The 25,709-nt window shown below is 58.0% G+C and carries 48 protein-coding genes and 1 pseudogene; 8 read left to right on the top strand and 41 right to left on the bottom strand.

The window, feature by feature from the left end:
• Positions 1 to 8: 8 nt before the first annotated feature.
• From ACHMW6_RS06375 to ACHMW6_RS06185, 39 genes are all read right to left on the bottom strand, one after another.
• Positions 9 to 617 carry an HK97 family phage prohead protease gene (locus ACHMW6_RS06375; protein WP_395406292.1) on the bottom strand — a complete coding sequence of 203 codons (609 nt, stop codon included), beginning with the start codon at positions 615 to 617 and terminating at the stop codon, positions 9 to 11.
• Positions 618 to 619: 2 nt separating this feature from the next.
• Positions 620 to 1,342 carry an NUMOD3 domain-containing DNA-binding protein gene (locus ACHMW6_RS06370; RefSeq protein ID WP_395406291.1) on the bottom strand — a complete coding sequence of 241 codons (723 nt, stop codon included), beginning with the start codon at positions 1,340 to 1,342 and terminating at the stop codon, positions 620 to 622.
• Between the two features lie 64 nt (positions 1,343 to 1,406).
• Positions 1,407 to 3,065, bottom strand: a complete 1,659-nt coding sequence (locus ACHMW6_RS06365) for a terminase large subunit (protein WP_395406290.1) — start codon at positions 3,063 to 3,065, stop codon at positions 1,407 to 1,409.
• A 2-nt stretch (positions 3,066 to 3,067) separates the two neighbouring features.
• On the bottom strand, positions 3,068 to 3,544 hold the full coding sequence (locus ACHMW6_RS06360) for a terminase small subunit (protein ID WP_395406289.1): 477 nt from the start codon (positions 3,542 to 3,544) through the stop codon (positions 3,068 to 3,070).
• 100 nt (positions 3,545 to 3,644) lie between these two features.
• A complete protein-coding gene (locus tag ACHMW6_RS06355; protein WP_395406288.1) occupies positions 3,645 to 3,974 on the bottom strand; it encodes an HNH endonuclease signature motif containing protein in 330 nt (109 codons plus the stop codon).
• A 396-nt stretch (positions 3,975 to 4,370) separates the two neighbouring features.
• On the bottom strand, positions 4,371 to 4,580 hold the full coding sequence (locus tag ACHMW6_RS06350) for a hypothetical protein (protein ID WP_395406287.1): 210 nt from the start codon (positions 4,578 to 4,580) through the stop codon (positions 4,371 to 4,373).
• Positions 4,561 to 4,719 (bottom strand): hypothetical protein, encoded by a 159-nt coding sequence (locus tag ACHMW6_RS06345; RefSeq protein WP_395406286.1) that lies wholly within the window; start codon positions 4,717 to 4,719, stop codon positions 4,561 to 4,563. The genes ACHMW6_RS06350 and ACHMW6_RS06345 overlap by 20 nt, the downstream gene beginning before the upstream one ends.
• A gap of 520 nt (positions 4,720 to 5,239) precedes the next feature.
• A complete protein-coding gene (locus tag ACHMW6_RS06340) occupies positions 5,240 to 5,383 on the bottom strand; it encodes a hypothetical protein (protein WP_395406285.1) in 144 nt (47 codons plus the stop codon).
• 17 nt (positions 5,384 to 5,400) lie between these two features.
• A complete protein-coding gene (locus tag ACHMW6_RS06335) occupies positions 5,401 to 5,679 on the bottom strand; it encodes a hypothetical protein (protein WP_395406284.1) in 279 nt (92 codons plus the stop codon).
• 190 nt (positions 5,680 to 5,869) lie between these two features.
• Positions 5,870 to 6,193 (bottom strand): hypothetical protein, encoded by a 324-nt coding sequence (locus ACHMW6_RS06330; protein WP_395406283.1) that lies wholly within the window; start codon positions 6,191 to 6,193, stop codon positions 5,870 to 5,872.
• A 1-nt stretch (position 6,194) separates the two neighbouring features.
• Positions 6,195 to 6,596: a hypothetical protein gene (locus ACHMW6_RS06325; protein ID WP_395406282.1), complete on the bottom strand. Its 402-nt coding sequence runs from the start codon at positions 6,594 to 6,596 to the stop codon at positions 6,195 to 6,197.
• A 63-nt stretch (positions 6,597 to 6,659) separates the two neighbouring features.
• A complete protein-coding gene (locus tag ACHMW6_RS06320; protein ID WP_395406281.1) occupies positions 6,660 to 7,085 on the bottom strand; it encodes a hypothetical protein in 426 nt (141 codons plus the stop codon).
• A gap of 3 nt (positions 7,086 to 7,088) precedes the next feature.
• Positions 7,089 to 7,235: a hypothetical protein gene (locus ACHMW6_RS06315; protein WP_395406280.1), complete on the bottom strand. Its 147-nt coding sequence runs from the start codon at positions 7,233 to 7,235 to the stop codon at positions 7,089 to 7,091.
• Entirely contained in the window at positions 7,232 to 7,402 is a 171-nt protein-coding gene (locus tag ACHMW6_RS06310) for a hypothetical protein (protein ID WP_395406279.1), read from the bottom strand. Before ACHMW6_RS06310 ends, ACHMW6_RS06315 begins: the two co-directional genes overlap by 4 nt.
• Positions 7,403 to 7,553: 151 nt before the next feature.
• A complete protein-coding gene (locus ACHMW6_RS06305) occupies positions 7,554 to 7,895 on the bottom strand; it encodes a hypothetical protein (RefSeq protein WP_395406278.1) in 342 nt (113 codons plus the stop codon).
• On the bottom strand, positions 7,892 to 8,257 hold the full coding sequence (locus ACHMW6_RS06300) for a hypothetical protein (protein ID WP_395406277.1): 366 nt from the start codon (positions 8,255 to 8,257) through the stop codon (positions 7,892 to 7,894). The genes ACHMW6_RS06305 and ACHMW6_RS06300 overlap by 4 nt, the downstream gene beginning before the upstream one ends.
• A complete protein-coding gene (locus ACHMW6_RS06295) occupies positions 8,257 to 8,721 on the bottom strand; it encodes a hypothetical protein (protein WP_395406276.1) in 465 nt (154 codons plus the stop codon). The genes ACHMW6_RS06300 and ACHMW6_RS06295 overlap by 1 nt, the downstream gene beginning before the upstream one ends.
• Before the next feature lie 8 nt (positions 8,722 to 8,729).
• Positions 8,730 to 8,987 carry a hypothetical protein gene (locus ACHMW6_RS06290; RefSeq protein ID WP_395406275.1) on the bottom strand — a complete coding sequence of 86 codons (258 nt, stop codon included), beginning with the start codon at positions 8,985 to 8,987 and terminating at the stop codon, positions 8,730 to 8,732.
• A gap of 7 nt (positions 8,988 to 8,994) precedes the next feature.
• Complete coding sequence (locus tag ACHMW6_RS06285) at positions 8,995 to 9,288, bottom strand: hypothetical protein (RefSeq protein WP_395406274.1); 294 nt, start codon at positions 9,286 to 9,288, stop codon at positions 8,995 to 8,997.
• 235 nt (positions 9,289 to 9,523) lie between these two features.
• Entirely contained in the window at positions 9,524 to 10,285 is a 762-nt protein-coding gene (locus ACHMW6_RS06280) for an ATP-binding protein (RefSeq protein ID WP_395406273.1), read from the bottom strand.
• 7 nt (positions 10,286 to 10,292) lie between these two features.
• A complete protein-coding gene (locus ACHMW6_RS06275) occupies positions 10,293 to 11,255 on the bottom strand; it encodes a DUF1376 domain-containing protein (protein WP_395406272.1) in 963 nt (320 codons plus the stop codon).
• Between the two features lies 1 nt (position 11,256).
• Positions 11,257 to 11,463: a hypothetical protein gene (locus ACHMW6_RS06270; RefSeq protein WP_395406271.1), complete on the bottom strand. Its 207-nt coding sequence runs from the start codon at positions 11,461 to 11,463 to the stop codon at positions 11,257 to 11,259.
• A complete protein-coding gene (locus tag ACHMW6_RS06265; RefSeq protein ID WP_395406270.1) occupies positions 11,460 to 12,431 on the bottom strand; it encodes a phage Gp37/Gp68 family protein in 972 nt (323 codons plus the stop codon). Before ACHMW6_RS06265 ends, ACHMW6_RS06270 begins: the two co-directional genes overlap by 4 nt.
• 11 nt (positions 12,432 to 12,442) lie before the next feature.
• Entirely contained in the window at positions 12,443 to 13,210 is a 768-nt protein-coding gene (locus ACHMW6_RS06260) for a hypothetical protein (protein ID WP_395406269.1), read from the bottom strand.
• On the bottom strand, positions 13,207 to 13,683 hold the full coding sequence (locus tag ACHMW6_RS06255; protein ID WP_395406268.1) for a hypothetical protein: 477 nt from the start codon (positions 13,681 to 13,683) through the stop codon (positions 13,207 to 13,209). Before ACHMW6_RS06255 ends, ACHMW6_RS06260 begins: the two co-directional genes overlap by 4 nt.
• Positions 13,680 to 14,120, bottom strand: a complete 441-nt coding sequence (locus tag ACHMW6_RS06250) for a Ref family recombination enhancement nuclease (RefSeq protein WP_395406267.1) — start codon at positions 14,118 to 14,120, stop codon at positions 13,680 to 13,682. The genes ACHMW6_RS06255 and ACHMW6_RS06250 overlap by 4 nt, the downstream gene beginning before the upstream one ends.
• The gene (locus tag ACHMW6_RS06245; RefSeq protein ID WP_395406266.1) at positions 14,117 to 14,332 is read right to left on the bottom strand and encodes a hypothetical protein; all 216 of its coding nucleotides are present in this window, start codon (positions 14,330 to 14,332) and stop codon (positions 14,117 to 14,119) included. The genes ACHMW6_RS06250 and ACHMW6_RS06245 overlap by 4 nt, the downstream gene beginning before the upstream one ends.
• A gap of 100 nt (positions 14,333 to 14,432) precedes the next feature.
• Entirely contained in the window at positions 14,433 to 17,054 is a 2,622-nt protein-coding gene (locus tag ACHMW6_RS06240) for a DNA methyltransferase (RefSeq protein WP_395406265.1), read from the bottom strand.
• A gap of 92 nt (positions 17,055 to 17,146) precedes the next feature.
• Positions 17,147 to 17,359 carry a hypothetical protein gene (locus tag ACHMW6_RS06235; protein ID WP_395406264.1) on the bottom strand — a complete coding sequence of 71 codons (213 nt, stop codon included), beginning with the start codon at positions 17,357 to 17,359 and terminating at the stop codon, positions 17,147 to 17,149.
• A gap of 28 nt (positions 17,360 to 17,387) precedes the next feature.
• Entirely contained in the window at positions 17,388 to 18,158 is a 771-nt protein-coding gene (locus ACHMW6_RS06230; RefSeq protein WP_395406263.1) for a hypothetical protein, read from the bottom strand.
• Positions 18,155 to 18,301 carry a hypothetical protein gene (locus ACHMW6_RS06225; RefSeq protein WP_395406262.1) on the bottom strand — a complete coding sequence of 49 codons (147 nt, stop codon included), beginning with the start codon at positions 18,299 to 18,301 and terminating at the stop codon, positions 18,155 to 18,157. Before ACHMW6_RS06225 ends, ACHMW6_RS06230 begins: the two co-directional genes overlap by 4 nt.
• Positions 18,298 to 18,819, bottom strand: a complete 522-nt coding sequence (locus tag ACHMW6_RS06220) for a hypothetical protein (RefSeq protein WP_395406261.1) — start codon at positions 18,817 to 18,819, stop codon at positions 18,298 to 18,300. The genes ACHMW6_RS06225 and ACHMW6_RS06220 overlap by 4 nt, the downstream gene beginning before the upstream one ends.
• Positions 18,816 to 19,163, bottom strand: coding sequence for a hypothetical protein (locus ACHMW6_RS06215; RefSeq protein WP_395406260.1), 348 nt, complete (start codon positions 19,161 to 19,163; stop codon positions 18,816 to 18,818). Before ACHMW6_RS06215 ends, ACHMW6_RS06220 begins: the two co-directional genes overlap by 4 nt.
• Positions 19,160 to 19,408 carry a hypothetical protein gene (locus ACHMW6_RS06210; RefSeq protein WP_395406259.1) on the bottom strand — a complete coding sequence of 83 codons (249 nt, stop codon included), beginning with the start codon at positions 19,406 to 19,408 and terminating at the stop codon, positions 19,160 to 19,162. Before ACHMW6_RS06210 ends, ACHMW6_RS06215 begins: the two co-directional genes overlap by 4 nt.
• Positions 19,405 to 19,698: a hypothetical protein gene (locus ACHMW6_RS06205; protein ID WP_395406258.1), complete on the bottom strand. Its 294-nt coding sequence runs from the start codon at positions 19,696 to 19,698 to the stop codon at positions 19,405 to 19,407. Before ACHMW6_RS06205 ends, ACHMW6_RS06210 begins: the two co-directional genes overlap by 4 nt.
• Entirely contained in the window at positions 19,695 to 20,108 is a 414-nt protein-coding gene (locus ACHMW6_RS06200) for a hypothetical protein (RefSeq protein WP_395406257.1), read from the bottom strand. The genes ACHMW6_RS06205 and ACHMW6_RS06200 overlap by 4 nt, the downstream gene beginning before the upstream one ends.
• Before the next feature lie 17 nt (positions 20,109 to 20,125).
• A complete protein-coding gene (locus ACHMW6_RS06195; RefSeq protein ID WP_395406256.1) occupies positions 20,126 to 20,470 on the bottom strand; it encodes a hypothetical protein in 345 nt (114 codons plus the stop codon).
• 379 nt (positions 20,471 to 20,849) lie between these two features.
• Positions 20,850 to 21,122 carry a hypothetical protein gene (locus tag ACHMW6_RS06190; RefSeq protein ID WP_395406255.1) on the bottom strand — a complete coding sequence of 91 codons (273 nt, stop codon included), beginning with the start codon at positions 21,120 to 21,122 and terminating at the stop codon, positions 20,850 to 20,852.
• Between the two features lie 57 nt (positions 21,123 to 21,179).
• Positions 21,180 to 21,401 (bottom strand): YdaS family helix-turn-helix protein, encoded by a 222-nt coding sequence (locus ACHMW6_RS06185; protein ID WP_395406254.1) that lies wholly within the window; start codon positions 21,399 to 21,401, stop codon positions 21,180 to 21,182.
• A 26-nt stretch (positions 21,402 to 21,427) separates the two neighbouring features.
• Here ACHMW6_RS06185 and ACHMW6_RS06180 point away from each other — a divergent pair.
• Positions 21,428 to 21,649: pseudogene (locus ACHMW6_RS06180) on the top strand (helix-turn-helix domain-containing protein); the annotation flags it as partial.
• A gap of 195 nt (positions 21,650 to 21,844) precedes the next feature.
• On the opposite strand, the gene ACHMW6_RS06175 reads toward ACHMW6_RS06180, so the two are convergent.
• Positions 21,845 to 21,997, bottom strand: coding sequence for a hypothetical protein (locus tag ACHMW6_RS06175; RefSeq protein ID WP_395408812.1), 153 nt, complete (start codon positions 21,995 to 21,997; stop codon positions 21,845 to 21,847).
• A 219-nt stretch (positions 21,998 to 22,216) separates the two neighbouring features.
• Between ACHMW6_RS06175 and ACHMW6_RS06170 the strand changes: the two genes are divergently transcribed.
• Positions 22,217 to 22,627 (top strand): hypothetical protein, encoded by a 411-nt coding sequence (locus ACHMW6_RS06170; RefSeq protein WP_395406253.1) that lies wholly within the window; start codon positions 22,217 to 22,219, stop codon positions 22,625 to 22,627.
• Positions 22,628 to 22,770: 143 nt separating this feature from the next.
• Here ACHMW6_RS06170 and ACHMW6_RS06165 read toward each other — a convergent pair whose 3' ends face one another.
• Positions 22,771 to 22,995, bottom strand: a complete 225-nt coding sequence (locus ACHMW6_RS06165; protein ID WP_395406252.1) for an Arc family DNA-binding protein — start codon at positions 22,993 to 22,995, stop codon at positions 22,771 to 22,773.
• 253 nt (positions 22,996 to 23,248) lie between these two features.
• Between ACHMW6_RS06165 and ACHMW6_RS06160 the strand changes: the two genes are divergently transcribed.
• The 6 genes from ACHMW6_RS06160 to ACHMW6_RS06135 all read left to right on the top strand — a co-directional run bounded on the left by ACHMW6_RS06160 (position 23,249) and on the right by ACHMW6_RS06135 (position 25,685).
• A complete protein-coding gene (locus tag ACHMW6_RS06160; RefSeq protein ID WP_395406251.1) occupies positions 23,249 to 23,611 on the top strand; it encodes a hypothetical protein in 363 nt (120 codons plus the stop codon).
• A gap of 138 nt (positions 23,612 to 23,749) precedes the next feature.
• Positions 23,750 to 24,136, top strand: coding sequence for a hypothetical protein (locus ACHMW6_RS06155; RefSeq protein ID WP_395406250.1), 387 nt, complete (start codon positions 23,750 to 23,752; stop codon positions 24,134 to 24,136).
• A gap of 627 nt (positions 24,137 to 24,763) precedes the next feature.
• Positions 24,764 to 24,910 (top strand): hypothetical protein, encoded by a 147-nt coding sequence (locus ACHMW6_RS06150; RefSeq protein WP_395406249.1) that lies wholly within the window; start codon positions 24,764 to 24,766, stop codon positions 24,908 to 24,910.
• 2 nt (positions 24,911 to 24,912) lie between these two features.
• Entirely contained in the window at positions 24,913 to 25,041 is a 129-nt protein-coding gene (locus ACHMW6_RS06145) for a hypothetical protein (protein ID WP_395406248.1), read from the top strand.
• 283 nt (positions 25,042 to 25,324) lie between these two features.
• Positions 25,325 to 25,507 carry a hypothetical protein gene (locus ACHMW6_RS06140; RefSeq protein ID WP_395406247.1) on the top strand — a complete coding sequence of 61 codons (183 nt, stop codon included), beginning with the start codon at positions 25,325 to 25,327 and terminating at the stop codon, positions 25,505 to 25,507.
• Position 25,508: 1 nt separating this feature from the next.
• The gene (locus tag ACHMW6_RS06135; RefSeq protein WP_395406246.1) at positions 25,509 to 25,685 is read left to right on the top strand and encodes a hypothetical protein; all 177 of its coding nucleotides are present in this window, start codon (positions 25,509 to 25,511) and stop codon (positions 25,683 to 25,685) included.
• Positions 25,686 to 25,709 lie beyond the last annotated feature (24 nt).

Below are 25,709 nucleotides of genomic sequence, written 5' to 3'. Positions count from 1 at the left end.
TTTCGGGATTATTTGAGGTAGACCACACCAGGAAGGCGTGGCTTTTCAGTTCCCGAGGCGCCGGGCGAGGATTTGCTGATGTCTTCAGCGGAGAGGCGGACGACGCGGGAGCCGTTATTGCCGAACGCGGCGCGGCGGATTGCTTCGTCTGCGGATTTGATGGAGGTGATAGTGGCTTCCGCATTCATGGGAATCGGAACCAGTGATAGTTCAAGCACTTCGGTTTTCAGAAAACGAATGCCACCACCCTTCAGAATTTCATAGGCACCATCGATGACGCGGAAGCCAATGGATACGCCGGTGATCAGCTTGTACTTCAGCATCTGCCAGGCTTCATCCACGCGATCGCGCAGATTCCCCAACTCGACAACCTTAGGTAGCGAAGCCTCATATGGCACACCTTGCTTTGTGGGCTTTCCGAACTTCACACGACCCACGGTCAAGTGAGAATCGTGATACAGGAAAAGTGGAATATCAGGGGCTACCTGAATACCCATAGGCTCAACGATGTCGCCGGTGCGGTCAGGTGTTGGAGTGGTAGCCATGCCGTGAATGACCCGCTGCTCCTCGTCAAACTCCTTCACCTCAAGAAGGCTGTAAGCACGTTGCATAGTCATAGTCAGTCCTTTTTCTTCCGTAAAGCCCATGCCGCACGCGAAGCTGCGCCGATTTTTGCCTTGTGTTCCGGGGTAAGTTTTGAACCGCGCTTTGTTGAGGCCATCTTTGCTACGCGCTCTGGATTTGGTGGTCTAGCTTTCATTGCTACCGACAGCTTGGCCTTCGTTTCATCCGTCTTTGGCGCCCTCTTTTTGCCAGCCATCGCTTTAGAAATGCGAGCCCGCGTTTCATCGGAACGCTTCATCCCGCGATGCGCATTTGCAGTCTTGGCTGCCGCCTCGGGGTTGCGCGGCTTTCCTTTTGTTGGGGATTCGACTCCGGTCTGCTTAGCGCGAAGCTTTTCAATTGCCTCGGGTGTATGTCTATAGCCCAGCGTGTGCTGGTTCCCAAGTTTTACGACGCGCAGCTTTTGCTTCGTTTCTTCGCTGTGCTTTACACCTAGGCAGCTTCCAGCGATTGGTGCGATGTTGTATTCAGGCTTGAACGCATCAAATGCGCGTTGCTCGAAGAAAATCAGATCCTTAGCCTCACAGATCAACAACTTGTTGAACCGGAACGCCTCCGCGCCGTGCTTAACCCAAGCCGACTGAAGATGACGGCTGTGGTGCGTGCCGCGGTTCAAATGCAACAGATGAGCCTTCCACCGCAGCCGAAAATTCTTGGCGCTGCCGACATAGCGCTTGCCATTCACTGAATTCAGAATTTCGTAAATTCCAGAGTCCAATGTTGGCGGTCCTTAAAATGCAAAAACCCGCTCAAGGCGGGTTCGTAGTTAGATTCATTCAGGGTCAAACAAAGAACATCTGGTGTTTCGCTCCAGGTGCCGCAGGGTTCAGCGACAGGAGGGTGATGGCATTAAATAAGGCCATCAGCGGGTCAATCTTGGCTGTCCCGCTTGCTTGTTTGGTGATGATGATCGCGTTGCCGCGCGGCTCGACTTTTGCATTGCCGACGCTATATGCCATCAGATCCTGGCCGGCGTGAACGAGGACACCTTCAGCCAACTTTCGTTCGGTTGTCTTTATCGCGCCGGTCATCTTCCAGCCTTGGGAGATACCGACAATCCGATCTTCGGGAATGCCAGCCTCGACCAGTGCATCCAGAATCGCGCCAATACCGCTCGGGTCCACGCCGATCTTATCCAGCTTGCCCGATGCTTCGATCTGCGCCACGTAGTCGGCCACCTCCTGAACGTCTTCACCCATCTGGCGCACCAACGTCAGATCGCCCTGCTTTGCAAAATCATGGAACCGCGGCGCTTCCGTTTTGCGGCGCTCCAGCACGGACGGATGGGCCCAGGCATGGCCCCAGGCCAGCCATTTGCGCGTTGTCGCGCACCGACCAACCACCGCGAAGCCAAGCAAGTCATCCAGGCCGCCGCCGTCGATGCCGATATCGACTACTTCACAGCGAGCCAGCAGTTCTTCCAGGCCAAACTTCGGCTCAGCCGCGTCCATCCAGAAATCCGCGCCAGCCCAGCGGTCAGAGCGAAGCGACAACCCAATCTCAACATTGAGATGCTTCGCAAGAAACTGCTGGAAGGCCCCGTCAGTCTTCGTCTGGTTCTTCTTGAGTTGATCCTCCAGCCATTCCGCACTAACCGAGCGCCCAAGGTTCGGGTTGGTGATGTAGAAGTTCGCCGAATCCATGTACGCTTTGGACTCCAGCATCTTCTGCGGATATTCGTAGATCACACCCAGCGATTTCGGATCAAGAATCCTGCCATCACGCACATCGCGGTAATACTGCAGCTTCTCCTTGAACACACCGGCCGGCGGGTCGTCACTTTGAGTGGTCAGATAGATCACCCAACCCTCTTCCCGAGAAACCTGGCCGCCGGTGGCCTCCATGAACATGCTTTCCGCATTTGCCTTGGTGCCGAACAACCAGTGCTCGTCCACCAGGATGCGACCGGACTTCTTGCCGGATACCGTATCGGTGTCGGCCGCTACAACTTTGAGTGATGCGCGCGACACGCGATGCGTGATCGTCCGGATGTGGTCCTGAATCTGAAACAGCGCGGTCAGCTCCTCGTCAGCGCGGATCATGCTGGCAGCCGGCTTAAAGCTGTTGTCTGCGACCTCCTTTGTCGGCGCCAGGATCAGATGCTCCTCCTCCTCACGCCAACACAGAATCACGGCCGTCAACATGATGCCGGCGGCGATTGTGGACTTCGTGTTCTTTTTGCTGATCAGGAGGTAATACTCGCGGATCAGCTGCTTGCCAGTCTCCGCATCGTAGGCGCCGAAGATCGCGGCCACGAAGTCAAAGACCCATTGCTCACTGCATTCACCGAATGTCGGCTTACCGGGGAGGTCAACCACCCGCAACTGCTTAAAGATCGCAAGCGCCTGCTCTGCCTGATCGGGAAATATTGGCGGCGGAATGATCGATTCGCGCGCAATCAATCTCCGATCCCAGTCGGGACAGGCTGTTGACCACTCCATAGTCAGACTTTCTTACCGCCGGCAGCAGCCAAACGCGGCGGCGCAGCAGAAGCAAATCGGCCTGCCACCTTTTCCGCGTCCTTCTGCTTCTGATCCTTCTTGCCGCTCTCGCCAGGCTTCGCGTGCTGGAAGTCAACAATCTTCTTGGCGCAATCGATTCGGTACCGCTTATCCAATTCCGGGTCATTCATGCAGGCGACCAAGAAGTCCAGTGCATCGGAAAACATCAGCACCTTGGATAAATCAAAAGGCTGACTTACGTACTCCGGCGGCTCGCTTGCTGGTGGTGGTTCAGATACCTTTTTGGCATCTTTCTTGTTCTGTTTTAAATAAGCGACAACATCTTTGTCTTTAACAAGGCGTGAGCCAGCCTGTGAAGCTGTGGCGGCACTGTAGCCCGCCTTGATCGCCGCATCCTTATTGGAGAAACCACCCAATTTGGCTGCTGCAAACTTCAGCTTCCTTCCTGTTAAAGCCATTTAACAAAACCCTCAAAGGGGAAAATTTTCTGTGCGTGGGGCAGAGTGCGGTGTCCGTTAATGTTTCACTTTGGAAACTGGACTACCCCCCCACCTTTAATTACCACTTGGCAACCTTTCCCGCTCGCTCCGCTGCCTCGCGTGCGGTCTTCTCGTCATGGCATGGGGTCTGGCAGAGGGACTGGAAGTTCGACTCGTCGTCGCGGCCGCCTTTCCATAGTGGGATCTTGTGATCAACCACGTTGGCCATGGTGGTGCGGCCTTGCTCCTCGCACGCCACGCACAACGGATATTTAGCTAACCACTTGGCACGGCGCTCTACACCGGCGCGGCCGCGCAGCCTGGGCGTTGCGTCCGGGCTGCTGGCCAGCGGTGCGATGCGATTAACCCTGAGGGTCGACAGCCTGGGCTTTAGGGTCTGCAGCTTCATCAATCAACTCTGCGCCACTCGTGTGTACCGTCAGGGCACTCGAATCGCTGATACCGGAACTTCGTTGGGAGTGCCGCGCCACCGGCGACCATCAATCCATCTCGGGATGCGAACTTGTCTATCGGCTCACAATCCAAGTCGGCCTGTTGACAGCCAACTAATAGCGTCACAATAAGAAGAGTTGCCTTCATACTTTCCTCGGCCTCTCGCCCACCTTCACATTCCCCACCACAAACCCAAGCGCCTTCTCGATCCTCTGCAACTGCAACCTACCTCGATCCTCAATCCGATCACCCCAGGCATCCACCCACTGCTTCAGTGTCAGGCTGAACGGGATGCCTCGCTTCTTGCAGTGGCGAGCCAGGTTGGCGTGCTTGCGGATCGCCTCGTCTGGTGTCACGAATGCCTCAGACTCGCAGGCGGCGCCTTCTTCACCATGTCAGCCAGGGTTGCACCTTCATATCCCTTGGCGCGCATGATGGTCATGGCTGTCTCGGCGTCTTCCAGGCGCTGGGCCAGGTTGTCTAACACACCTTCCCGGTCGCGCAGTGCGAAGCGGGTGAACAGGCTGCGGAAGTACCGCCAGTTAGCCGTAGCGCCGGACATAGCAGTACCGAAGGATTTCGCCCACGATGTCATCGAAAGCTGGGCGAGACCACATGGCCAGTGCGATCAGGATGGCGCCAATGCCGAAGATGATGAGCGCGGCCGCATCGGACGCGCTGATTTCGGGCTCTTTGCTCATTTCGACAGCTCCAGGGCCGCGTACAGCACGCCGGCGGCCAGCAGCACGAAGCCAACGACTACCAGCGCAATCCTGTCCTGGTGGCGGTTGAAGCGTGGGATGCGCATGGCGGGCCCGCGAATAAAAAAGCCGCCCGGGTGAGGCGGCGAGTACCAGCGGTTAGGCTGATAGGGAGGTTACTGGTTGTGGTGCAGCGCGGTTCGTCATCCGCTTGGTACCGCGACACATGCTGACGAGGCTAATCGCGTCTAGTGCTGTCACCACACGACAGACGACTACTATCAGGGAGACTTCATACCCCTACCGGCCATGCTGGGCGCTTGTTAGCTCCGCAGCCTTACAGGGCAGTATGGGGCGGGTGGTCGTCTATGACGGGAGTAATCGCCTTGCGTGTGGCGCCTTGTTTCGTAAGGCTACGACGCTCCAGTGTCAGCTTGCGTCCAGGCTGGCTTTGGGGCGCACCTAATGAGTTAATCATCCGCGCTATGGCGGGCGCATCAGTTCTTATCCGTCCCAACCCTCAGTCGTCATGGCCGTAGTCCTTTGTTTCCGGCACCAGCTTCCAACCCAGCTCTGCGCGCGCCTGGTCAGGCGTCAGCGGTTTGTCTTCGGCAGGCTGCGGGTAGAGGTGTTCGCGGTACTTGGGGCGGGATGGTTCGGTCATCACTCGCCCCACGTAGATCAGTCAGGCGCTTCCGTGAAGGTCACGTAGTATTTCTTGCCTTCTTTCAGCTTCTCGATCACACCGGCGTTCCGGACCAACGCAGTGAATTCTGCGCATGGCGTCCAGTGGCCGAAGACCGCGTTTTCCGACATCTGCTGCTTCTCGGTCGAGCCTTCCCATACGGCGCCGAAGCGCAGACGGGATGCGGGCATCTGGGAATTATCGGCCGCGCACAGCGATGCGCCACCTTGGATCGAGTGCAGCTGGAGTTTGCAGACCATTACAGCATCAGACATTTTTCACCTCTTGGAGTTGACGGGGTGGTGTCTTACGGTCTTGCGCCCCAAATGAAAAACCCGCCGTGAGGGGCGGGTTGGGATTCAGGCTCCAACCACTATCGGTGGGTTGTGAGCCAATGTCAGACGCACTAATGACATCTAACATCTGGGTGCAAATTTTGCGCCTCTTGCGGATGAGTGTCAACAACTATTTCATCGATTCAGCGAGTTCAACCGCATCGCGCAGAATGTTGTTGAATTCCTCGGCGGTGCAGGCAAACTGTCCGCGCCCGAGGGGGTAGTCCGGGTCGCTTGCTTCAAGCGCTACATTTCGCTCGACCTTCAACTCATAGCTTGGGCCGCGACCATGATCCGAATAGTGAATCGTCATGCGACGGCCGTCGGCATCGTGGCGACGGTAGTAGACGCATGGATAGTGGTCGGTGAGATCGTGCTGGCTGTAGATTGGGAATTCAACCTCCATGAGTACTTCTTCACGGCGATTGATAATCATCTTGACGGTCTTTTTCATCTCATCGCTCCATGAAGTAGCGTTTGGTGTTCACGTTGCGCTGCATCTTCGCGGTCAGCGTGTCCTCGGCCAGCAGCAGTTCGCCCGCATAATCGGCATTCGGGAAGCGCCAAGCGGCGGGTGAAATGCCATGCGCCTTGCGGACGGCCCACCATTGGACACGCGGCAGATCGTTCACCATCGCCTCAACTGCCTCACCAGTGGCCATCAATTCTTTTGAGTCCTGCGGGTGGCTCCAGCCCCCGGATTCCTGCCGATCGGAGAGGCCTTGCCACTGGCGCCACACCTTCATCACCTGTTGGTACGGTGTGCCGCGCTCCGCGACGACTTCGATCTTATCCGGCACACGCTGAGCCGGTTCGGTCTTTTGAAGTTCTTTTACCATTTGATCAAAGACGCCCATTACATGCCTCCCCGTTGACTGCGCGCGTTATAGCACCGTTTTTAAAAAAGTGCATCTGCTTTCTCATACCCTCAGCGCTCCCCTCTTGTTGAATTCAGCAACCGCGGCGCGCGCGGCACGGTCGATCGCGACGTTGGGCACCGTGCGCAAGTAGTCCATCGTCAGGCCCAGCCCTTCACGCAACACGCGCAGCTCGTCGCCGGTGACGCCGTGCTTGCCGGTGCGCTGGGCGCGGTTCTGGATTTCGGCAACCGCTTCTACCATCCTTTGCGCGATCGGAAGGATCTCGTGGTTGTCTGGTGCGATGCGGCGCACCATATCCGCGTTCGATAGCAGGTCGTAGACGTGCTGCTCGCAGAAGTGCGCTTGTCCGAGTGCCAGGCTGGCGGCATAGCCTGGGAATTCCATCCGCTGAGCGTTCTTGATGCCCAGCGGCAGGACGTTAGGCTTGGGCTTGTACTGCTTGCGGGGTTTCTTGGTGGCGCCCATGGTTCACGCTCCGGCCTGTTGAACGAAGCTGGCAACGAAGATACTCGCGCCGATAGCAATAGGCCCGACGATGCACGCGGCGCACCGGCCGCGCTTAATGGTGAAGGTGATGAGGCCAGCCAGGATGAGGGTGATGGCGAGGATGATCACTTTGTACCTCTCACGTCGTAGCACTTCGGTGCTCCCCATATGCCGCGCAAATACATCCCGCCGCGTGCCTCGCACTCTGTCTTCTCGGTGAAGGTGTAGGTCCAACCACCCACAGCCACAACGAAGAGGAATGCCAGCCAAACTACATACCAGTATTCGCGCTTCATGCTGGTCTCCCTGGCAACTGCTGACCCTTGACGTCGTGGCAGTGCATGCATTTCCAGTTGCGCACGTGCTCTATGATCGACTCGCTGAACGGCTGGTATTCGTGATCGCAGGGCTTCGGAGCCTCGGTGGCCTGTTCTTTGGTCATTAGCATTAGGATTCCCCTTGTTCCAGCCAAAAATCAAGTTGGCGCGACTCCAGAGCATTGCGCGCATCTTGCGCCACATACACACCGAACTTGACATACCCCACCGCATCAGCAATGAGTCCCTCTGTCACCATCCAATTGATGAACCTACTTTCCGCACCCACATGGGCAAGCCAGTCAGTTCGATCCCCCTCGATCAAAGGACCTTCAGAATTGAATCGGGCGACCTCGGAAGCCACGCGGAACTCACGGCTTGCCACAAGCAGCCGTTCGAACATGTCGCCATCCGACGTGGAGTCAAGAAAAACCAGAACTTGACCAGCAGCTATTAACTCGCTTGCGCTCATGCCTCGCCGCCTTTCAGCGCAGCGCGCATCGCCTTGACTGCTTCAGGATTCTCTTTACGCCAGGTCGCCCAGCTTTTATCCCTGAGCTTCCACCGAATCCACTTCGGGTGATCAGGTTTTACCGGGAATCGCGCCCTACCCTTAAGGCAGCGCTCGCATACCTGGGCTTCATTGTTGTGGCGCATGTGATCGCCACAGAAATGCATGCCGCACCCATGCTCTCCGCCAAAGATGCCTCCGCCGCATACGTAGGAAATCCCACGGTCAATGACTTTGTTGCAATCAGGATGGTCGCAGAAGGCCGGGACACCGTATCCAACATCCCGCTTCAGATTGTCGTCGTATCCGATACTCCAACCCATCACGCACCACCTTTCACGCGCTCAATGATGGCGCCGTAGGGGACTTTCGACACTAGCTCACCGTCCGCATACGAGAGGTGCACGCCGCGCGCCGACGCCAGCATGACGCGGTAGCAGATTCTTGCCGCTTCGGCGGATGCCTGGCAGCCGCTCATTTCCGCACACTCGGGAGAGTCACGGAATTCGGATGCCGCCTCAAAGCCGTCGATCACCATATCTTCGGTCGGTTCCATAGGCACGAGCTGATGGCCATCCTGAACCGGCTGCGCCTCGATCATCCTTCCAAGCAGCGCCAGCTGTACCCTCGCATCCATAATCGGTACCGGCAAGTCGCCGTCGTGCTCCAGTTCGGCCATCGTTCGGCCGTCTGGGTCTGCTTCTATGGTCTTCGCTTCTGCGAGCGCGATGAGACTGGTCAGGCTGGCGCGCAGGCGTTCGAGTTTTGGGATTTCGTTGTGGTTCATAGTTGGGCTCACCAGTTGCGAACACGATCAGGACGCGAGGACGGCTGCTTCGCCGGTTCACGCAATGCGAAGGTGATGGTGTATTCCGTTCCGATCACCGGGCCAAGCGAATAGCAAGGGTCATTCGGGTCAAAGGGCACCGCACCATGAATATGTTTTTGATAAAACGTGGCGTTGCAAAACGGTTCCGCTTCGACCTGGGTGGCCAGGGCCCGCAGCCAATCGGCGGCCATCTTGCGGAGTTTTAGATTCTCTTTGTCGGGCATGGTGGCCTCAGCAATCAGCGTGGACTTTGCGCGCAGCCGGTGGTTGCGACTCAAACACTTCAGGGTGCATGTATCGAGCCACATCCTCCAGCCAGCGCATGGGGAAAGAGAGGAAAAGCGGCCCGATGCTCATTTGGCCGAAATTCGCACCGCGCATGCTCGTATAAAATCGATACCAGCTGTTCTTCCCGAAGTAACGAGGGAAGAAGCCCCAATGCCACGAAATCTGAATCCTGCCAGCTTGCGGTAGCTTTCGATCGATCTCGCGGCTCACCACGTCCTTTCGAAACAGCTTGCTCATCCCTCTTCTCCTTCTTCCGTTTTCGCCCTCTTAGGCGGGTTCAAAATCTTTTCCCATTCAGCGCGCTTTGCTATGCGCTCGGTATCTGTCATCGCCCTGAACCTTGCGCATTGGCGTTCGTATCGCAGGCTCTTGGTTGCGCCACTTGGATCGTCCGGGCACTTGCCTTGGTGCGGCATGCTCTGACCGTTCGGCCCTTTATGCGGCGGCAAGATGCGGATGCAGTCGAGGCATTTCATGGCTTCATTGGCAACTTACGGAAGTCGGGCCAGTTGAACGAGCAGACAAACGAGTTCTCATGCAAGCGCGATTCGACGCGATCGCCGACGAACTTGTGCAGCATGTCGAGCGGCTGGTTGCTGATTGCGATCACTGGACGCAGGCTGTTGTAGCGCCTGTTGATGACTTCCGTGAGCAGGATGTTGGCGTTTTCCTTATCAGGCTTCGCGTCGATTTCGTCGATGATCAGTACGTCATAGTTCGCGAACCGCAGGATTTCACCCTCCTGCGTTTTACCTTCCGTGCTGTAGGACGCCTGAATCTCGGAGACCATCTGATTCGCCGTGCAGTAGCGAACGGTGAGCGACATCTTATTGATCATGTATTCCGCCAGTTCGGTCGCGAGTAGCGTCTTGCCGGTGCCGTTTTTGCCGATCATGATCAGCGTGGCCCAGAGCCTCTCCCGTTTGAGTTGATCCAGGAACGCCTTAGCTTGTGCGCGGGCCGTGCGCATCGCCGCTGATGTGGCTGGGAACGTTCGGCCGAGATACTTCTCCGGCAGCGTCGCGGATCGATAGATGGCTTCGCGGCGCTCCCTTAGCCATCTAGCCCCGTCCTCGGCGCGCACTTTGACGCTTGCGCATTCAGAGCAAAACCACGCCTGATTCTTCTGGAAGGAAAAGATCAGGACGGTGCTCTCGCCATGCTCAGGACACGTTCCAGTGAATGGATTTGTGCCAGGGAATGCTGCTATCTCGCCTACGGATTTAAACGTCATGATCGCCTCAATCGAAAGGTACTTCGCCGGTTTCTGGCACTACGGTGCCGCGCTGCTCCACGCTGGCCGCTGCTGCAGCTTCTGTGCTTGTGTGGTCCGCGTTCGCCACTTGGAATTTGTCGTTGCCGCGCTTGCGGCCAATACGGGCGTTCAGTGCGGCAGCGAGCCAAGATGCCGGCTCGAGCGGCTTCTCATCCATGCACTCTTGCGCGAGAGCCCAGGCGCCGTCGTCGCCCAACTGCTTCCGGGCGCCACCGAGCAATGAGCGAGCGGACTTGTCGGGCATGCCGCGCTCCACAAGCCAAGGAACCGCGACTTGGAAAATCGCATCGGAGGGGGAAATGCCTTCCGGCGGCGCGGCAGCGCCCGTTCCGTTAGGAACGGAAGTATTTAATTCTCCCTGTCCCTGTCCCTCTCTCTGTCCCTCTCCCTCTCTCTTGGATGGCGTTTCCCCGCCTTGTCCCGCACCCGTCCCTGATGTGTCCCTAGGGACAGGTAGCCTTTGTCCCTGAGGACAGCCTTGTGACATCCATTCCTCGAATGTGGGACGTGGTATAGACATCTTGTGCCGGTCATTGTGCTTTTTGATCCTCGCGCACTCTGTACGCCATCGCTGATCGGTCTTTGCGTCCCATGCCTCTACTGCCTTCTCAGCAACAATAGGGTGATACAACCGGCCATCGCTGCACTTGATCCAGCCGTGCATTACCTTGCCGCGCAGCTTGTCCCACTTGATCGGGTCGCACATTGCGAATTCGGCCAGCACGTCGTCGTCATCCTCAAGCGATGCGGCTGGCACCTCATGCCATGACGCAGTCCATAGGTTGACCATGTAGAAGGCAAGCGCAGGATTGCGCTTCGCGAGCAGCCAGGCCTTCGACCGGCGTAGGCGCATGATCTGCAGCGGCATGAACGGGAAGTCCGTCAGGTCGCAATCTGGCTGCGTTAATGGCGCCGGGAGTTCGCTCATATCACTTCCCCTGCCTTCCACTGTGGCGACGCTGGTAATCCCAGGAGTACCAATTCAGGGCGAGCAGCACCGTGTGCGTAGCAATGGCGCCAGTCAGATCGCGGCCCGTGACGATCTGGTAGATGGTTTCAAGAACTGTCAGTAGCACGAGGATGACGATGAATTGCGGGCGGCCGTTGACGAGGCATTGCCAGAGTTTGCGTTTCATGCTGCCCTCGGGAAGCCATCGCACCGTTCGCCGTCGAGCATTCGGCCAGTCGCCTTCTTACCAGCGCGTTGCATCCAGACGTCATTGCCGCCGCGCGCAGTCAGATCCTGGCCGTTATGGCCGGCATCCGTCAGCCTGATGCGAGGCACGTTGTCGATGATTGGGTATCCCATCGATTCTGGCCCGCGTGGCGCCCACTCGCCCCATTGCTTGAATAGGAACGGTATGCCAGCTTCGTGGCACTGCATGTAAAGATCGCGCGCCCAGTCAGGGTGCATCGGACGGGCACCAGCACCGGATTCACCACCAGCGATAACCCAATGAATCCCAGCCCCCGCTTTCGTGGTGATGTGACTGCATGGACCATCCATGTCTTGCCGGTCACTCTCTGTGGCGGCCCGACGCAAGCGAAGGCTAACCGGGCCAAGCAGTGGCTCCATTGAGAGGAATCGCACGCGCGCTGGCACGTCCAAGAGTTTCGGAATGTCGCGGTTAGCTTCTTTCTGGTTGACGATTGTGGCACCCAACCAGACGTTGGGCTGCCCCTTGAGCCAGTCACTGACCTTGGCGCGAGAAATCATTTCGGCCGCATTGCCGATTCGCTTCGTCAGTAACAGCCAATCGAGATTTGGTGTCAGTTCGATCAGGTCAAAAAGCTCGCGGCGCCATACTGGGTCGACCGCGTTATCGAAGATGTCGGCCAGGCTGGCGCAGAATACACGCTGGCGCCGGCCATGCGTGGCGAAGAACTCGGCGTGCGCTTTGTCCCATGCGACAGGCTTGCGCCAGTTCGCGACGCTAGTGCGACGACGCGGAGCGCCAGGACCCCAGTTGATAGCCGTGCCGCCACCAAAGCGCGCGTTACGCGTCTCCGCATAGCAGTGGTCGCAGCCCGGGCCTACCTTCTGACAGCCTTCCCAGGGATTAAACGTGTGGTCAGTCCACTCGATTTTGCTGTTCTCGCTCATCTCTCTTCTCCTTATGCCGCTTCGCGGTTCCGTTCAGCCGGGCGGCCGAACAATGCGTTGATAACCTGATCCCCGTGTTCGCGTACATAGCGCGCACGGGCGTATGCAGCGCGAGTGGCGCGGTGCTCATCGAGCTTTCCGGCCTTCGTGACTTTGGCCACCAGGCGCAGATACTTTTGCCGGTTTGTGAGTTTTTCGACATTGCAGACCGCGTCAATGCCTGGGCCTAACTTGTAGACGGCGACGGGGCCACCCATCTTTGCGCGCTTCCAGCGGCCGATGTGGCATTCTCCGCGAGCTCTCATGCGCCGAATTAGCTTGCTGACGGTAGACGGGCAAAGCAAAGTCTTCTCCACTATGGAGACTTGCGTTCCCGGTAGCGCGTCGAAGATTTTGCGATCAATGAGCGTTGCCAGTGCTTCGCGCTGCGTGCGCGGCAGGTCGCAATCCTCAGGGTATGGGCCGGCGGCGAAAGAGAGCTGATAGACGGTCTTACCGCTCCCGCGCCCCTCGGGAACTATCTCGAGGCCCGTGGGGTAGCACTTGTCGGCCCTCATCATCCTCGTGATGGCATCCACCACGCAATCAATGGACAACTTGGTCTTTTCTGCCAGAGTGGCGGTTGTGCCGGGTAAAGCAGCAAGGACCAGGTTGTGATAGCCAAAGGTGGCGTATGCGCAGGCGCGAGAGCAGTACTTCGATTCGCCTCGATCAACCCTGCCCTGATAGGTGATAAAGGGCTTGTCGCAGCAGATGCAGCGGACTTCGACTTTGCTCATGGTTGCACCTCCTTCAGTGCCAATGCCGTAATTGCCACGCCCAATGCCGGCCATACGTGCGTGCTGACGCCATACAGCGGTCCCGGCTGGGCCTTTGTTCCGATTTGTGGGGTGGCGCCGCCGCCGGCGCGCGGGAAGAGGTCAATCAGTGCCTGCCGAACGTTGCCGTCCTTTGCCTTATTGGAGCCGCACAAGTGCATCTTCACGTCTTTGCGATAGACTAATTGCACTTGATCGGGCTGACGCCAGGTCTGCATGAATCTGCCGATCCAAACGCACGTCTCGAAGACCTCGCGCCCTACGGGCATGCCATAAGATGCGATCATCTCAATGGCCAATAGTTCACCTTCATGTCGAAGAAGAATCCCGAGCACGGAATTGTTTTTGTCCACGCCGGAGGCAAGAACGCGGCTGCCGTCGAAGTGGCACCAGCCGGTTTGCTCAGGTCCGGGGTCAAGTGCAAGGATGCTCATTTGGCAGTCTCCAGCAGTTGCGCGCACTCGGCCATCAATTCCTCCTGCGTGCCGTATGTCTTCTCAAAGCGTGCTTTCCACGGATGCACTGCGATCAAGGACTTATCCTCGCCTGTGCCGTCCTGGTGGTGGCCGGCGCACAGCGGGAGAACCAGCTTGTGGCAGCCTGGCTTAGTGCGGCCGTCGACGTGATGAATGCTCACAACCGGCTGGTAGACTCCATCTTTCATGCAGGCGATACAGCCAAGGCCCGCGAGCCGATCCCAGAAGGCTTTTTCTTCTGTCGTCACCGCGCGCTGTTTCGTCTTCATCGTGGCTTTGCGGGCTGGAGCCTTGCGCTGTAGCTTCGATACCTCGCGGGCTTCGATGCGGTCGGCGCGGGCGAACCCTTGGCTTTTCAACGGGGTCTTGCGTTTCAGGGGTGTAGAGGGCTTCATGCTACGATTCCCTTTTCACCAAGGAGGCGGCCATGTGGAAATGTGTAAGCTGCGGTGTGGAACTGGAGTTTTCCGACTGCGAACCAACGGTCGATAACAAGGGTTGCTTTTTCGCGTGCCCTGAATGCGATGCCAGAAACAACCTTAAGAACGTTGGCAAGCCTGATGGTCCGCTGGAGTTGGTCCAGGCTGAGGACTGAACGCGCGGTCATGCGGCCTCCGCATCGTTCTCGAAGTCAAAGAGCGTCGGCATATCCAGTTCGCGCTCCATCATTCGGCAGTAGTGCACCTGGTCGGCGAAGTAGGCGGAGTTCAGTTCCGAGCCGGCGCCGCGGCGCCGAGCTTCATCGCGCGCACCGGTACCGTGCCCAGGCCGCAGAACGGGTCATAGACCAAGTCACCAGGATTGCTGTAGCGGTTGATCAGGCGGTCAACGATGTCGATCTGGAACGGGCAGACGTGCTTTTCGACAGCGCGGGCCGACTGCTCGCCGTTCAGGGTTTTCATGCGCAGGATGTCGTGCCAAACCATCGGATCATTGCTGCCCGGCGCCAGGCTCATGTAGTCGGACGGCAGGGCCTTATTCGCTAGCATGGTTTCGCCTACAGCCACGTGATATTCGTAGTTGTAGACGTTCGACAGCGACAGGTCGGTGAACATCTTCGCGAGGCGCGTCGGGCCGTAGCTGGCCAGCTCGTCAGCACTCAGAAGCCGGTCGCCGCTCGAGCGCCAGAAGGCATGTGCATCAACCTGCCAGCGCGCAACGCTGTAGCCGGTGCCAGGAATGGGCGCCAGCTTTCGGTCGAAGTCCACCGGCGTGCCGTCATCGGCTTGACAGAGCGGCTTACCCTTCGTTACCGGCGTATCGGCATAGCCGCGGCTGCGGTCGCTCTGTGGTTTGTGGAAAAGGAGGATGTATTCGGGCGAGCCAACGCCCATCTTTGTCCCATCCTTGCAGACTTCCGAGTATCCGAGGCGGTAGGTCTGATTGTTCTCGCGGACCACGTCGGTGACGACCGTGATCATGCCCATGTAGTCGAAGCCGTGTTTCAGGCCATGGAATAGCGCCTCAGCATGGAATGGGCTCACGGTCGGAATGCCGGCGCCAGTCACGTTGCCGAAGTTGATCCGGTCCTTGACGTGGCAGGCGTAAATCCGACCAGGCTGCAGGATGCGGTGCAGTTCCGGCGTCAGGAAGTCCATCTGCGCCCAGAAGTGGTCATTGTCCTGGGTGTGGCCGAAGTCGTTGTAGCTTGGGCTGTATTCGTAGTGATTGGCGAACGGGATGGATGTGACGATCATGCCAACGGAATTGTCGGCATGTTTTGCTGCCTCGAGCACGCAATCATTGTTGGCAACATGGAAGCGCTCTCCAGTGACGACCTGGCGAGTTACGCCGATGGTGCGAGCGAGCGCGTCCTGCATGGACAGGCGATCCAATCCGTAGGAGCGGATAATCTCCCCCATCTTGTCCTGCATTTCGTCGTGCCGTCGCCATTTCTCGCGCAGTTCTGCGAGCACCGCGCGCTCCACCTCCGTGTGGATGATGTCGATCCGCACCGGGTACGCCTGCTGAAAGCGTTGAATGCGGTGGATGGCTTGAATGAAGTCGTTGAACTTGAACCCGATGCCGGCGAAGATCGCACGATGGCAGTGCACCTGGAAGTTGCAGCCGGAGCCGGCGATGATCGGCTTGGTGGAAAGAATCTTGAATTCACCGTCACTGAAGCCGGCAATGCGCGCTTCGCGCTCGTCCAAGTCCTGAGTTCCCCAAACGCTGACGGCCCAGGGAATGGCGGCCTGAATGGCGTGCCGCTCGTCTTCCAGGTCGTGCCAGATCACGAAATGGTCATCTGGCGATTCGCTGATGATTTCGGCAGCCTTCGCTACACGTGCTTCCAGGCTCTGGCGTTTCTCGCCGGCCGCGGCCGACAGGCCCATTGCCACATTCGGGATGAGCAGGCCTTGGCCATTCTTTTCGGCGCCGGCCGCCTCGTAATCGCTCGGGATTTCATGGAAACGCACATCGAGCGCAGGTAGCACGTAGCCATCATCCGAGTGTCCGAGGTCGCTCGGCTTGCGGATGAAGCAGGCCCAGCTGGCGACCCAAAGCCAAAACTCCTGTTCCTTGTGCGGGTAGAGCGTCAGGTTGCCGGCCTTCTCGCTGTCGCGCTGGAAGAAGCGGGTCAAGGCCTGGCCAGTGTCCATTACACCCAGGAAGCCGGCGTAGTGGATCAGCTCTTTAAAGCGGTTCGGGCTCGGCGTGGCTGTGAAGACGAATTTGAACTCAACGCCTTCGAACAGCGGTAGGAACTCTTGATAGGTCTTGCTGCCGAAGCTGCGCAGGATGCTCGCCTCATCCAGCGCCGCGGCGCGGAACCGGCGCACGTTGATCTTCCCGTCGCGTACCGATTCGTAGTTGGTGAGGTAAATCGTGTCTTCGCCGTCCACCTCGGCATCGCTGCGGATGAATTTGAGTGTGAGCGTGCATTCGTCGGTAAATCGACGCGCTGCCTCACGGAAGAACTCCTGGCGCACGCCAAGCGGCAGTACGATCAGGCGCAGGCCTGGGCGGTGAATGCCAATCTGACGCATCACTTCCAGGTTGGTTGCGGTCTTGTGCAGGCCGAAGGATGCGAAGATTGCGCGCTGGCCGCCCTGCAGGGCCCACCGCACGATGTCGCGGGTATGCGGCTTCAGTGCTGGATTGATATCGCTCAGCGGAACATCAAAGCCCTTTGCCTGGGCCAGTTTGATTTTCCCGCGGAGGAAGTCCAGGTAGTTGCGCTCGAGTTCGGCCAAACGAGTTTCAGTATTTTCGATCATCACTTCCCACCTCCCGCACACTGCGCGCAGTGAAATACCTGACGGCGACCGATCATGCTGGTCAGCTTTCGACCGCAGATAGACTTGAACTGCCCGCAGCAAGGACATACGAAAGTATTGCCAGGAGCCGCAGATGCGCGAATAGCGCGGTCGCGGGATTCGGTGGAGTAGCAGGTACGAGGGGTCATGTGGAGCTCGCGTCAGGCTTGAACCAGTTCGCGGATACCGGCAATCGTGAACAGCGCCGGGTTCAGTTCGTGGATGCGCAGTGTCAGCGTTGCGCCGACGTTCAGTCGACCGTGGCGCAGCTTGCTAATCACTGGCGGCGCCACGTCCAGCAGCGCTGACAGCATGCGATCGTTTTTGCAGTCCATGTGATGCGATACGGCGTCAAGCAGGGTATTGGCGGACATGGGTTTCTCCTTTTTGGTTGTTAGTGGGTTATGTGGATAGCTTGCGAAATTCGATGCACCAGACCCAAGGGTTGGCGTCCCAGCTGTCGGCGCCGTTGATGTCCTTCCACAGTTCACGAAAAGCCTGGCTCGGCAGCGGCCCAACCGGAGGCTTGCGGCCCTGCTCGCACGCTTCATCGAATGCGCGGCGCCATTCCGGGAAATACTGCTCGTCCCACTCACGAGTGCGCACAGACAGCATGCCCTCGGCCAGCGCGTCGCCCTGGTTGATATCGCACAGCGGCTCCACGCGCACTGCGGTGACATCAGCGGCGATTCGGCTTGCCGCCCGCGGCATGAAGATAGCCGGTCGCTTGTACCAGCCTGGCAGCGGCCCGCCGCGCCCACTCGCCACCGGGACATCCGGATTGTCGGCCTCGTACTGGTAGGCGCGGTCGCATTCCAGGGTCATGTCGATGAAGTGCCATTCGTCACGGCCCTTCTTTTCGCTGTATCGAGTAATCCAGCGGCCGTATGCGAAGAACGTCTCGCGGACCCACAGGCGGTCGCCTGGCTTGCCGAATGGGCACATCACGGGCCGATCACTATCCGTGGCTGGATTCTGCGGAATCGTGTGATGGAATGCCACGCCCATAGCATCCGAGTACTCAGACAAGCCGGCGAGCAATTCATAGCCCGGCAGGCACTGCCAGTGATGGTCTGAAGGTTGGTGTTTCACCACGCGGCGCGTTTGAGTTTTGCTGCCGCTCAACAGCGCGCGGATCATGTGACCACTGAACAAAATTGGCCGCTCTTTCATGCGTACGCTCCGAACACGACAAACACCAGCAACCACACGTAACCGGTTGCGATGACGGATTGGGTAAAGGGCTGCAGGGCCTTGCGCTGCGACCAGTAGCCGGCGAAGCTCAAGGCGAGCAGGAAGAGGATGAAGAACGTCATGCGGCCTCCGGTTTCATCCAAGCGCGCATCTGGTCCTGATGCTTCTTCAGCGCGGTCTTGTAGCTGGCCTTAGCCTCCTTCTTCGTCGGCTTCCACTCGCCCTCGATGCGCGGCTTGCGGTAATCGCCATAACCAGTACGAACAAGGCGGCACTCCTCGCGCCACTTCCCGCCCTCAAGGTAGATCGTGCGATGTTCGACCTGCGGAACATCAATGCAGAGCCAGGTGGCGAACGAGTGCCCGTAATCGGCGTCCAGGTATTCGTCGTAACGGGACTTCTTCGGTGGCGGCGGCAGGTTGTCCAGCGCGAAGGCGCGGCCAGCTTCGGTCACGTAAAACACTTCGTCGCCATGGCCGCAGAACGCAGGGGCTGGGCGGCGCACCATGTAGCCCGCCTCCACTAGCTTCAGCAGGTCGGGCATATCGTGATGCCCTTCGCCAGCAACGAAGTGATTGCGGAACGGTTCGCGACGGTCGGGGCGCACTCCCAAGGAGTGATGCAGAAGACTGATGTTCATGCGGCAACCTCGATCAGTTGATTGAGGTGCACCGCAAATTCCGACTCGCATGCCTCGGTTGTGGCGCGGATCTTCTCCGTCATGATCTTGTTGCGCTGGAGGGATAGGAGGTAGACGGACTGCGCTTCCGCTTCCGTGTCGCAAACGATCAGCACCGCGCTTTTCAGCATGAAGGACTCAGTGCCATCGGTGCGGCGGTAGTGGATGCGCTGACCGGCGATGCGGGTTACCTGGCGGGGCTCGGAATGCAGGCCGTACTGGAGCTTGTATTCACCAACAGGAGAGCCATGCACCCACTGGCCTTCTTTGACTTCGGTGTCTGTTGTGGCGCGGGTAATGGTCATAGCACGACTCCCAGCTCGTCGCATACGTACTGGCGCGTCAATTCGATGGCGCGATCACTTTGCCCGGATTTGAGCGAATAGAAGATGTCATGCAGCGGGTGGCGTTCTTCGGTATTCAGGCCTGGCGTACCGTTAGGCCCCTGCTGGCGCCGCGCAAGTTCCGCAGCAAGATCCTCAGTCCGAAAGTCGGTCAGTTCGACATCGACGTCGATGTAGCCGACGTATGCTTCGACGGATGCCTTCATGCCATCACCCGACCGGTAAGGCGCTCGATCAGCGCAGCGTATTCCTGCTCAGCCTCCGGCGATGGCTGATCCTTCAGGCGCAGTTCGCTTGGCGATGCATACACTTCCGTGAACCATGGGATTTGGGCATCGACGCCGTAGACCAGTTCGAGGGATACCGCGCCATGTGCGTCGCGAACCAGGCGCATGTCGAGCGGGGCAGTGCTGGTGCATTCAGTGCCGTTGAGGTAGGCATGGGCGCCAGCCTGGTTCTGCCAGACGCAGATGTCGCCAACTTTAAGGATGCTCATACCTCGCCTCCAGCAAGGAATTTGCGGATGCTCTGGCCGGTGATGGAATGGGTGGTCGAATACTCCTCGGTCCGCTTCAACAACGCGATTGCCATGGCGAGCCTGTCTTCCATTGCGCTCGCGTGGCGGCTCAGGCCTTTCGCCGTCCAGCCGCCGTCGAAGTGATCCTGGGTCAGGCCGTTACAGGCGTTCCAGCAGTCGGCGAGGCGGCGAGCGGTGGCGCGAGACTGTGTGTCATCAGGAGCGCCGACGAATCCAGTGAGTGCCTGCGCATTCGTGTCGCCTTCAATGCGAATGCAGTGATGATTCCCAATCAGGGGGTCGCTCAGTGTGCCGACGACCATGCGGACTTCGGGGTGCGTGATGGAATCAGCGGGCGTGACTACCCCCGCATTGCTATGCGTATGCATGATGTCCTCCTACAGGGTCAGGAATTAGCGATTCGTGCTTCGCGGCGGAAGTCTTCGTAGACAGCCAGCGCCAGCAGAGTGCAGATCAGTTCAGTGATGAGGCCCATCTGCCACATGGCGAGCCAGACGAAGAATTCAGCGACAAGGATGGCGGCGCCGAAGGGTTTTGAGCGCGGGCTGGCGACCAGGATGCGGTTCGGGTCATGCATGGCGTAGCAGACCAGGCCGGCGGTAATGATGCGGAACCACAGGATGCCGCGGAAGGCGGCGGGAGCGTATTCATCACCGCGCGCCAAGAAATAGATTCCCGCGAGTGCGCCGTAGAAGATAAACCACACCAACCAGTTTTGTTTCGTCTTCATGATCATCCTCGCGGGTTGAAATAGGTGCCGGCCGGAGCCGGCGGGGGTTTGCACTGTCAAATCGGCTTTGCTTTGCGTTGCTGGAGTTGGCATCCCTGGTCAAACATCGCTTGACGCGCCAGGTACTCAGCGCGCTGTGTCGCCTGGTCACGCGGGTTGGCCCGACGGGCCTTTTCACACTCCAACCAATAATCCTGCAGACGAAGCCTCTTCTCTTCAGGAGTAGCCACTGGTATCCGGCTGTCCTCTTTCGCTCCTGATGCGCGCTGCATGGGCGGTCATCCTTCGTTTTACTTGCGTTAGGCCCACCTTTGTGAGTGGGCTCCATACCGGCGAATCGGATTACGGTTCACCGGCCCCTGCTCCTGACTCGATCGCATCAGGGACGCAAGCGCGCTGGGGCGGTCCCGAAGTTCACCCTGCTACCGAACGACAACCTGGGCAGAACATGGCTATGTTGTGCCCATTCCTGGGCCCGACTCTTGGCGCTATCCTTCAGATGTACCCACTGCTTAACCAACATACGGAGCGCACCGCTATGAGAAACTTCATCGTCCTGGCACTGCTTGCTGAACCTGACGAACTCGTCGGCGTTCATCAGTACCCGGACGACGATCACACGCGGATCACGCTTGCTGCTATTCGATTTCATACTTCTCTCCCAATGTCGTACTACTGGACTTCGGTGCCGCTGCTGCTTTTCGTGCCGCTATGCGGCGGTGCTGCGCAGATAGGTCCAATCAACCTTGTCGTTCAACCTCTCGCAGCGGACAACTCCGCCACTAAACTTCTCGATTTCCGGACACTTATCTGCAGGCACTGACCCTCGCGTAATCCACTCGTAGACTGAAACGGTGCTGATGCCGAAGTGCTCGGCAATCTTTGGTACGCCGCCAGCGTCGTCTAGCGCTTTTTTCAGTTCAGTGCTCATAGAGCCATGGTAGGTGAAACCTTCATATGAGTCAAGGTTTTGCCTGCATATTTTTTGTTAGGCTTTACCTTATGCAACCAAAAAAATTAGAATTTCCTGAAATCCTCAAACTTCGCCGCGACCGCTTGGGCTTGACTCAGAAGGAGGTCGCTAACCTAGCCGGCCTAAAGGCAGGGGTTAGTTGCGCCGATTGGGAAAGAGGTGATGGCTGGCCTGAGTCGAGTCGGTTAAAGCCGCTTGCGCGAGGTCTTGGCCTAGGGGTTGCTCAAATGCTCGGCGAGGCCGAAATCCCGCCGCATTTACTATTTGAGAATGCCACTCAGGCGGCCGCAGCGGGATACTCATGGGATGAGCCGATTAAGCCCCCGCCGCCACAACCTTATGAGCCGGTAGACCAGGAGCCAGGGCGGTTCCTGATGCGGGTCAACCTGGAGGACTGCGAGTTACTTTCTGGATTTCACCAACTTGATAGCCGGGGGAGGAAGGCCCTTCTTCTTCACGTCGACAATCTCGTCCGGCGCGGCGACCAAGGGCGTGACCAAGGTGAGTGAGCTTTTTGGACCAGGGAACTCCCTGGCTTGCATCAACACGAACATTACAGTCTCCTCTCTGGCGCGTTGATCCATCGCTTTATATGCCGCAACAACCAGGTCTAAATTCTTCATTGTCGTCAGTCATGTTGTTTGGGGTATGACCAACTTTAATTGTTGGGTGCAATTTTTTAAACGCAAAAGAAGAAGGCTTTTATGCCTTCAGTTTTGATAGAAAACGGGGCAATTCTCACTCAATTCTCACCTTTCATGATAGGAGGAAGCATGAAGACCGCACTCCACTTCGGGGTCGCCGTATTGATTGTGGCAATATCGGGTTGCGCATCCCCTCCTACTACTCAAGAACTGGCTTTAGCGGACTACGGGCCAGCGCCCAAGAACTACAAGGTCACAGTGACCGCTCATATGCAGATGCTGCTCAAGGACCCGGATAGCGCTCGGTATGGCTTCTACATTGAGCCAGTGAAAGGCTACGCTGGTCGGCAGCGGGTGTTTGGCTGGGCGACCTGCGTCATGATCAACGCGAAGAATAGCTTTGGTGGGTACACTGGCGCGCAGCAGTATTTCTTCTTGATACGGAACGACAAGATAGTTTTTTATGACGCCACTGATGGGAGAAACGTGCTCTCGGACAATCGAATTAACCAGTCCTGCGCGACCCTTCAGCCTGCGTAAAAAGAAAGCCCGCTCTTGGCGGGCTAAAAGAAAACCTGAAAGTGACCCCATTATGACGTCACTTTTCCACAACAGTCTCTCCGATTGTCACATTAGCAAAATCAGCCGCAATGTCCTGGTGCGGGCGCGCCGAGCCGGGACATTTATCCTGTAGCGTCCAGGATTTTCCGCAGCATCCCCTTCATCTCATGCAACTCACGCTCGATCGCGTTTAAGCGCTCGTCATCTGGCGCCGCCAGGCGCGCCAGCATCTCATCATTGGCTGATCTGCCGTTATGTGCGGCTGCGTTGTGGATTGCCTCCTTCAGCGCCGGCGGCAGCCGAATCGAGGTCTTTGTATGTAGCTCTGGTCTTGGTTTTCTTGGCATCCCAAGATTTTGACGGAGCCTTCCGCTCGATTACGCAAAGTGACTGCGATTAGGAGTCACATTCAGGCATACTTGAGCGACCGCAAAGCTTTTATCTGGCAAGTAAGATCCAGTCCCCGACTTACACCCGCCCCGAGCACATTACATTTCCGCAATAAAGGTGAAACCGAAAAATATTTCAGGTTTTACCTTGCATTGCATGAAGGTTTCACCTACCATTTAACTACGGTTAAGGCGAAGCAGGAAAGCAGCCATGAACTCAGCAAAACGCAGCACAGAAATACCCAAGCGCCCATCACCAGCGGCGCTGCCACTCCGGCTCGGTATGCCTGATGGCAGTAACGCTCACCTGGTGTACGACGCAAACGGTGTGGCAATTAGCAGCATCGTGATTGGCAGCACGTTCGGAGTCCTCAAGGGGATGACGGTCGAACAAGCCAGGCAGTCGGAGTTGACTGCGGAGTACGTGAAAGAGATCGAGTACATGATCAACGCGGTCAACTCTTACGAAACGCTCGTTGGCGCGCTGCAGATGATTTACGCAGTGTCGCCAAACAAGACTACAGCGGCCTTTGCAAAACAAGCCCTTGTCGCAGCTGGTGAAATGAAGGAATAGCCATGAAACGCGCGGCCCTAATCGTCGTCATAGTCCTGGTCTTTGGCATCTATGCCGCCGGGGTTGTACGTGAGGTTCTTACTGGACCGATTGCTGCTGCGCTGGCGTGACTAACGACTAACTAACTGGAGGATCTGCATGGGCGCCATCGAAATCAGCATCGCTAACTCCAGCATCAGCTGCGACGCCGCACGCCTGGGTGAATTGTCCGTCGAACGCTTCCTCGTTAAGCGCGATGCCATCGTTGCTGGAGATGAAGCCGCGCTCGGCGAGATCGAAGCGAGCCTGCTCGACTTGTGCCTCCATTCCGACGTATTGCGCCGCCTGGCCCGCACCGCCCTGTCCCAAGGGCGCGATGTCGCCGGCGGCGAACTGCTGCGCGTCGTCAAGGAAGTGATGTTTGCCGATGCGGGAATCGAGGTCGCGCTGCAGCTGGGAATGATGTCCAGTCACGCGCCTCTCGATGCGCGCCGCGCGGCGGCCCTGGATTCGATGGGAACAGCGCTTGAGCAGTTGGGGTCGTGATGGTCATCGCATTCCCTCCCCGTAAAGAGCAGCGCCTTATGCGCCTCTTCGAATTCATTCAGCGGGACAGGCCGGTGTATCGGTCCAGGCGGTTTAGTTGGGGTTTTGGTTAAGTGGGCATGGCGGCGAGGAAGGCGCAGAACAGTGGGTTGGCACATCACGACCTTACCTTCCAGTGATAGATGCAGGCCCGGCCTAAGTTCCGGTGGTCTATAAGCCCAGCGCTGGGTGCACGCAAGCGGCTGTAGGAAGCATGGGGAGTTGAGAGTTGAAGTAGCGCGATACCGGGCTTGGCGGCACGTCCGCCAGGCCCGACACAACGGCCAATCATGGTTGTTCGCTGTGTGGTGGTACATGACTGGATCCGGGCGGCTAGTACCCGCCCAGGCCAATAGGCAAGGTGAAGGTAGCCTGCCGCCGCAATCCCCGTAGCCGTCGCTGGATGCGGGTCCGCAAGAAGGCGCTGCGATTCGGCAGCTGCGGGAGCCAACCCGCTTTTTCCCTCACAAGGGAATGCGGTACCGAGCAAGGGAGCGAGCCTGTATGCGCTCACAGGCCTGCGAGAGGTGCAGTCAGAATCCCTGAGCCGGTGGAAGGCCGGTCCAAACAAACAACCCGGAGACAGCAATGCAAACGAACCGCCCGTCGCAGCAGCAAATCCGATCCTACCTGGCCGAGCGCCGCGATTCGCGACTGCCGCCGCCATCGCCAGAGGAAATTCGCCGTCAGCTCGGCTGGGGCCTGAAACAGTCGGTTCGTGATACGGGCCGCTGACCATGTTCAAGGATAACCGAGTCGCCATCGCGATCATCCTGCTCGTCTACCTGATTTTCGGGACGATGGATTACGCGGACACGGTTGAGCGCGAAGAGGCAATGCGCCCTGTTCCTGTCGTGGCGAACTAACAAGCAACGGAGAGTCGAATGTCGTCATATTGGGTCACCTTCACCGGCAAAGCCCGCCCAGGCTGCGTCAAGGCCCCGAGCATCGAGTCGGGCCGTGAGGCCGCGGAGTCTGTAACCGGCGAAAAAGTCAAGACCATCGACTTGATACCGTATCCGGCGTTTCCAATTCTTCATTCGAGTATGCCGCCGTCCGATGGATTGGGCGCCCGCTGCTCGGACCCTAATCGCTGCAAGGGTAAGTGGTTCTGCCCGAAGCGCCCATCGTGCTCCGAGTGAGGTAACCATGAAATCCAAAGTCGAAACCGAAGCCGAACGCATCGCCAGGCTGGATCTCGAGGCGATCCGCAACTACCGCATGCATCGCACATCAATGCGCAGCCCAACCTATCGCGCGAAGATGGCACAGGACGACCTGGAGGCGCAGAAGTCGACCACGCCGGCACCTACCGGTGACGGCAAGGCCTGATATGACCATCGAAGTCAAAGGCCGCTTACTCACCCTCCTGTCAATGGAGGATGGGACTTACGAAATCCTGGTGGATAACGATGGAGAGATCTCACACATCGTTTCCAAGAGCGTTGAAGGGCTCTTTCCGCTCTTTGCATCGCTTGAACGTAATAGCCAAGTGAATTTTTCAGTTTGAAACCATAACGAAGTACCGGCGGAA

It is taken from the genome of Pseudoduganella sp. UC29_106 (assembly GCF_044055365.1).
GTDB lineage: Bacteria > Pseudomonadota > Gammaproteobacteria > Burkholderiales > Burkholderiaceae_D > Rugamonas.
This window is presented reverse-complemented; position numbering and strand designations above follow the sequence as displayed.